Source organism: Acetivibrio straminisolvens JCM 21531, from assembly GCF_000521465.1.
GTDB classification, from domain to species: domain Bacteria; phylum Bacillota; class Clostridia; order Acetivibrionales; family Acetivibrionaceae; genus Hungateiclostridium; species Hungateiclostridium straminisolvens.
The window spans coordinates 1-6,058 of record NZ_BAVR01000102.1 but is presented as its reverse complement, the minus strand read 5'-3'; the positions used below and the strand labels follow the sequence as shown (position 1 = coordinate 6,058).

General features: G+C 34.4%; 4 protein-coding genes and 1 pseudogene. All 5 read right to left on the bottom strand.

The annotated features are described in order from the left end of the window. Positions 1–541: 541 nt before the first annotated feature. The 5 genes and pseudogenes from JCM21531_RS18070 to JCM21531_RS16320 all read right to left on the bottom strand — a co-directional run bounded on the left by JCM21531_RS18070 (position 542) and on the right by JCM21531_RS16320 (position 5,902). Complete coding sequence (locus JCM21531_RS18070; protein ID WP_054847164.1) at positions 542–1,099, bottom strand: PHP domain-containing protein; 558 nt, start codon at positions 1,097–1,099, stop codon at positions 542–544. A gap of 76 nt (positions 1,100–1,175) precedes the next feature. Continuing rightward, positions 1,176–2,843, bottom strand: coding sequence for an RHS repeat-associated core domain-containing protein (locus JCM21531_RS18735; protein ID WP_038291422.1), 1,668 nt, complete (start codon positions 2,841–2,843; stop codon positions 1,176–1,178). Between the two features lie 75 nt (positions 2,844–2,918). Then, positions 2,919–3,056: a hypothetical protein gene (locus tag JCM21531_RS19205; RefSeq protein WP_162149327.1), complete on the bottom strand. Its 138-nt coding sequence runs from the start codon at positions 3,054–3,056 to the stop codon at positions 2,919–2,921. 589 nt (positions 3,057–3,645) lie between these two features. After that, positions 3,646–4,835 (bottom strand): annotated as a pseudogene (locus JCM21531_RS16325) (IS110 family RNA-guided transposase). Positions 4,836–5,359: 524 nt separating this feature from the next. Beyond that, the gene (locus tag JCM21531_RS16320) at positions 5,360–5,902 is read right to left on the bottom strand and encodes a DUF7317 family protein (protein WP_038291421.1); all 543 of its coding nucleotides are present in this window, start codon (positions 5,900–5,902) and stop codon (positions 5,360–5,362) included. Between the last annotated feature and the right edge of the window lie 156 nt (positions 5,903–6,058).

Sequence of the window (6,058 nt, the reverse complement as noted above, 5' to 3'; positions counted from 1 at the left end):
TCACAGCTTTTGACTACAGCACCAACAGGCAGTTTGAAACCTGCACCTGAATGCCGATTTCGAGAGGCCTACTCTCATCTCCTACAAAGCATGATTCATTGCGTTTATTCTCCCTCCTTTTGTCGCAATTCATCTTCAGGACACACTTTGACGCTTACTTTAAAACATACAGATTCAAGTAAAATTAACAGCATTAGCAGTTAATTTAAAGAGGATAGCCGTTCTGGTATCCTCTAATCCAAATAGAAATCACCATATTGTAAAAATAAATAATCGGTTATAATTATCTTCCTACAGTTTCCGTGCCATTTTTCCTGATGCTCTCATCTATCTGTTTGTACTACCGAGCCAGCAGTTAACTTTTTTCTCAAGTTACTGCTCATTGTAGGTACACATTAAAAGAAATTTATTCTATGCAAATTTTCAGTCACTGTTTTATTCGCTTGTAAGAGTCTTCCTTTTTCTAGATCTTCGATGGAATGACTATCTGAACCAATAGAAACTTTAATTTGATTTAGATTCAGTTTATGATACAATTCTTTCACCCAATAATTTTCATGGTAAAAAATAATATCATCAAAAAAACTATAACTTGAATTAGAGTTGATTTCAAAAAACAAATCGTTTTTTTCATAAATTGAATAAAATAATTAATTCCACCTATATCCTTATATTTCGCAGCTATAGTGTATAAATTTGTATGTGCAAGTCCTTTTTTACAAGTAATATTTTTCAAATGCCCTTCTAACGACTCTAAGTTAAAATGCAGCGGTAAATTTTCAATATTTTCCACAAGTACAAAATCAAGATTATTAATTAGTTTTAAAGAATATTCTTGGCAAAGGATACTTGAAACAGGTATTTCAACACCAGAAAGAATATTTATTTTGGATAAATATTTATTTTTTAATATTTCAATCTCTAAAATATAATCTTCAAAACTAGTTATTGAACGTGTGTTTTTACTATTATAATGGTCAGAAATACCTAGAATTCCGATATCGTTTTTTAAAGCATTAACTACCAATTCCTCAATGGAAGAATCTCCGTCAGACCAATTTGTATGATTATGAATATCCATAATAACTTCTTTACTCATAAATTAATTACTCCATTCTTTTTAGAAGTTAGAACCTTATTTGATATAGCTAAGTCAAATAAGGTTCTAACCTCATTTATTTCTTATATATCCAATCAAATCCATCCCAGTCTAACCACTCAGTTAACGACCAATCTGGCATACCTATTGGACCATTTCCTTGAGTTTCTATTACTTCAACAGGAATACCCGTTTGTTGGCTAGTCACATATCTATGGTGGCCTTCAACAATATATTTTCCTTTGCCCTTAACATTAACTACTTCAATTGGTTTTACATTTTCTCCTGCTTTTAGCTTGTCTGCGTAACTTTGTACTTTTTGTGGATTAATCTCAGTTTGAGTAGGCTTAATTTCATTGAAATCAGTACCAACAATATTTCTACCATTTCCATTCATTCCCTTTTTACCAACTTTGAGCTTAAAACCTTTTATGATATCAGAAGCAAAGCCTTTTATTCCTTTTTCCCCTATCGCACTAAACGCTGTTGTAATACGAGTCTTAATTTTAGGAGCTGTCTTTGCGATCGGTACTGCCCACATGGCAGTATTAATTCCTGCTGATTGATATTCTACCATCGATTCTAAACTTGCATCCGCGTTAAAGAAAAAGTTTTTGGCATTTTGAGGATTTACAAGAGTTCCTGCATCATTTACCGCTCCTTTTACTATATTCCCCGGAATACTCAGCAACATCTTTTTGCGTTCTAAATAGTCATATGCAGAATTTTTCCAAGATTCAAAATTAGAACCATCTATTAATAGACCTACTGTATCAGATGCAAAATCTATATCCTTTCTCTTATTATCTACCATAAAATAACCAGTCAGTGCCGTATCTCTAATTATATTTACACAATAAATTGTTCCTGATTCAAGCTTTTTAAGATCGGACTTAAGAAATTTCTTAGCAGTATTATATATCTTGGAATCTTTTAGTCCTAAATCATTTGAAAGAAAAGAATCCAATATCTCATTATTCTCATTCATCTGCTTTACAGGATCTTTAAACAAATCACCTACTTCTGCAAGACCGACACCTATATCAGTTACAATTCTTGTATATGCATTATCTTCCCCATACAGGTAAATAAGTCTAAAATTTTCTTTCCCTTCTTCTTCGGTTGATAAAATTAGTGCTTTAAATCCTTCAATTGGATTTCCAAAATATAGAGGACCAATTTTAATATAATTATTACCTGTCGGGTCATAGTACACCAAAGGATTATTCGCACAGTACACATACAGATTCAAGCTAAGCAGGTCATCCGGTGTTCCAGTATATGTATCCTCCTGCAAAAATCTTGCAATCTTCGGATCATACATCCTCGCATTCAGGTAATACAATCCTGTCTCCTCATCATACTGATATCCGGCATAAGTTATGTTGTTATCTACATTTCCGGTTGACTCAAGGATATTGCCGAATGCATCGTAATAGTAGGTAGCATCTACTTTTCCTGTAGCAACATTAATCAGTACTGTTACGTCCGCATGTCCATTGTACATGTAGCAATAGCTATCTTTACCTACAGTACGCATAAGCAGGTTCAAACCATATACGTTACGGTTGGCGTTTCCGCTGCCGTCTAGCTCAAGTACCACCTTATCGTACTCATATACATAAGTTGTCAAGGTTCCGTTAACTTTTTTCCCTATCCTATAGCCTTCTGCATTGTATATATTTTCAACAGTAGAGTCACCAGCATTTGGACGAACTTCATACTTCGAAGCAATTTCAGTCAATGTTTTTCTTCAGGAAGAACTTCCAACACTATTTTTGCTCAGGTGTAAAAACTTGTCTCTTTTCAATGATCTATCTTATTTTTTCGTTTTCTCTGTCTTAATTTCTGGTATCATTATACAACTTCCTCTTTGTGTGTTTTTTATCTCTTGTTCTATAGCTTCATAAAGTTTTTTTGAACTAAACTTCCTTGCTCTTAAATTTCCAAACTCCATAGTCTCAATAGAAGTATCAGCGGTTGTAACTACACATGATGTAAATTCATCTCCAACCTGTAAATGTGGCTTAAATCCTGTCCTTGGTGGAGTGAACCTACCGCCTTCTTCATGACTAAAAACCTAACTTTCGCATAATATTTCAAAATTGTCCCTCCCTACTTCATAGGCTCAATGCTAATCAAAGAATTATTAAACATTTGATTTGTTTCAGGTTGTACAGTTACAACACCATTTTTGAATATGTGGGGGGCAATATTCTTTTAAAAATCAAGCTTTCCAATCATGTCTTTTGGTATTGTAGTCTTAATAATAGCCACTTTACTCGGGTAGGTATTCGCATATTTTAAAGCTTCAGCTTCAGTAAATGCAAACTGTCTACCTTCTAAACCATTAGCTCGGGGTGAAAGACTTATTTGCCATTATAGATTCATATTCACGAACACCTACTGCCCTATACAGTTCTACAGTTTCACCTTTAACTCCTTCTTTCAAAACTATCTTTTCAGAGTTAACCGTTCCCTCACTACAGGATTATATATATTATATAATCCTGTTGCCATTTATCAATTTAAATTTACAAATATTTCTAATTTGTTCCTTCTTCTTCTTTCTTCTCATATGGTCTATACTCTGTCTTTGTCTTCATCATACCGTAAATTAATCTTACAAGCGTTCTTGCTACGCATATAAGAGCCTGTGGCTTGTTTTTACCCTCTTTAATCTTCTGTTCAAAATACTCTCTGAATACTGGATGTCTTGGCTTGCCTGAAGGAGATACAGCTACCATCTGTATAGCTAAAAAATAAAATATAGCATTTAACTCTCTGTTCCATTTCTGCACCGTTCATCCCTGCCTTTACCTGCTGAACTGAAATGTACAGGCGCCAATCCCATAAAGCGAGCCAACTTATCTGAATCTGGAAATCTATTAATATCACCAATTTCAGATACTATTTTTGCTTCGGTTATAAGGTCTATCCCTGGCATAGTTTGCAGCTTATACCCTGTCTGTGGCAATAATTTTCTTAACTGCTTTTCTATGTCTTTTAATAGCTCTTGATTGTTCTTAATATCTTTTACGATGTTTCTTACTATTGTATCTCTTTCTTCCTGATACCCCTTCTGTGTATTTCCATCCTTTTTAATCATATCAATAATTGCATGAACACGCTCTATCTTGAATGCCTGATGCACCGCTTTTATTGTTTCATAAATTTGTTCTGGTGTAGTACTCCAAATATGCTCTGGTGAAGGATAGTTCTCCCAGAAACATAAGGCACTTTTTCCATCAATTTGTGAAAAGAACTTCTTATAGGATGGGTAACTGTAAGAAAGCTGACTATGTAATTGATTTTTGTTCATAACATTATATTTGACTATTATTTCTCTTCTTTTTACCAACTGTCTGATTGCCCAATATATATCCTCATGTTTGGCATCCTGCAGAGTGTCTACCATATCCCTGAGCACCCTTGCAACACAATAGGCATCATAGGAGTCATCCTTGTATACAATAGGATTTGAAAGCCTTACTGCACTGGTATAGGCTGGATTCACATGTTTGACTTCAAACTTCCTTCCTGTAAGGTATGTAGCCAGATTACGCCCAAAACCCCTGGTATCCTCAAGCCCAAATACAAAGTCTTTTGTACCACATATTTTCCTAATCTCCTCAACAAATGCTGGAAACTTGGATGGTCTGTTTTCAAAGTTGACCTCTCCGATTTTTTCCATCCAGCAATCAATCACAACTGCACAATGCTTTTCCTTGTGCATGTCTACCCCTACAAAGCATATATTTCTTTTATTATAAATATATATCCTCTCCTTTTCCTTGTCTCCACTACGCACATCGGCAACCTCAATTTAAGAGCGTTAGCTTTTTACAGCCCGCAAGAACGACAGCCTATCTGTTCCTAATGTGACAAATTACGTGATTATGGCACCACGAGCCTTTATTGACTACACTTTTTTGATGATGTTACCGTCACCATTCACTAAAGTCCAGTCTTCTTGAAAATTTTCACTCGCTTATATACCGTAACCTGTCTATATTTTTGTTCACATTAAAACCCTAACTGTTATAGTTATACCGATTTATGTCCTACCCTTAATTTTCAACTGCCCTTTTTACCTTGTCGCTCAAGGCTTTCTTGATTTCTATCAATTGAGGTTAATGTTCAGAAATTATTTTTATCATTATGCAGGAAGAGACCGGGCGCTGCACGCCCGATCTCTTCCTGCTAATCTATAATTATATCTGTTAATCTATATCTATTAATACCATTCTTAATTGCGAATTATATATGCCCCTGCTCCTTTAATGCTCTGTAAAGTGTACTACTACTTACCCCAGATAACTTTGCAATTTCCTCTGTGGTAAATAGTCTACTCTTGTATAGCTTTAATGCTGTTTCAATCTGCTCCTGAGGTATTTTTGATCTTCCCACTACCCCTTGCTTTCTTGCCTCCTCAAAGGCTAATCTTCTTTTTTTCTCAGCATAATATTTACTGATTTCTATTGAACCTTGAAGTCTGTCGAAATACTCTAAACCATTTAGAAATGGCTCCATTATACTATGTATCAAGATACCAAAGTCTTGTAGTTCCTTTAGTAGATGTAATAGCTCACTTCTCTTTTCTGCTAAATCTGTTACTGTTTTTAATACTATTGCTTCCCCTGGCTCAATTTTTTCTAAAAGCACATCTAATTCATCTTTATTATCTGCTGTATCAATGTATATGTTATCTTCTGATATATTCTGTTCTTTTATATATCTAAACAAGCAACTGTTATCTTTGAACTCACCGCCTGTATTTTCAATAAAATATGCGTATATCATTATTCCTCTCCCCCTTTCTCAAAACCTCTTACAATTTAGGAATGTCTATACCCCTTGAGATTAAATTAACTTCCCATAATTCTAATCTTTTCATTCCCAAAATTACTCCTTGTTCCTTATTATTCATAAACTACTCAATATCAACTATTTTATATA

Bases quoted from the DNA above. Each gene is read 5' to 3' on its own strand.
- JCM21531_RS18070 (WP_054847164.1), bottom strand. From the start codon at position 1,099: ATGAGTAAAGAAGTTATTATGGATATTCATAATCATACAAATTGGTCT.
- JCM21531_RS19205 (WP_162149327.1), bottom strand. From the start codon at position 3,056: ATGGAGTTTGGAAATTTAAGAGCAAGGAAGTTTAGTTCAAAAAAACTT.
- JCM21531_RS16320 (WP_038291421.1), bottom strand. From the start codon at position 5,902: ATGATATACGCATATTTTATTGAAAATACAGGCGGTGAGTTCAAAGAT.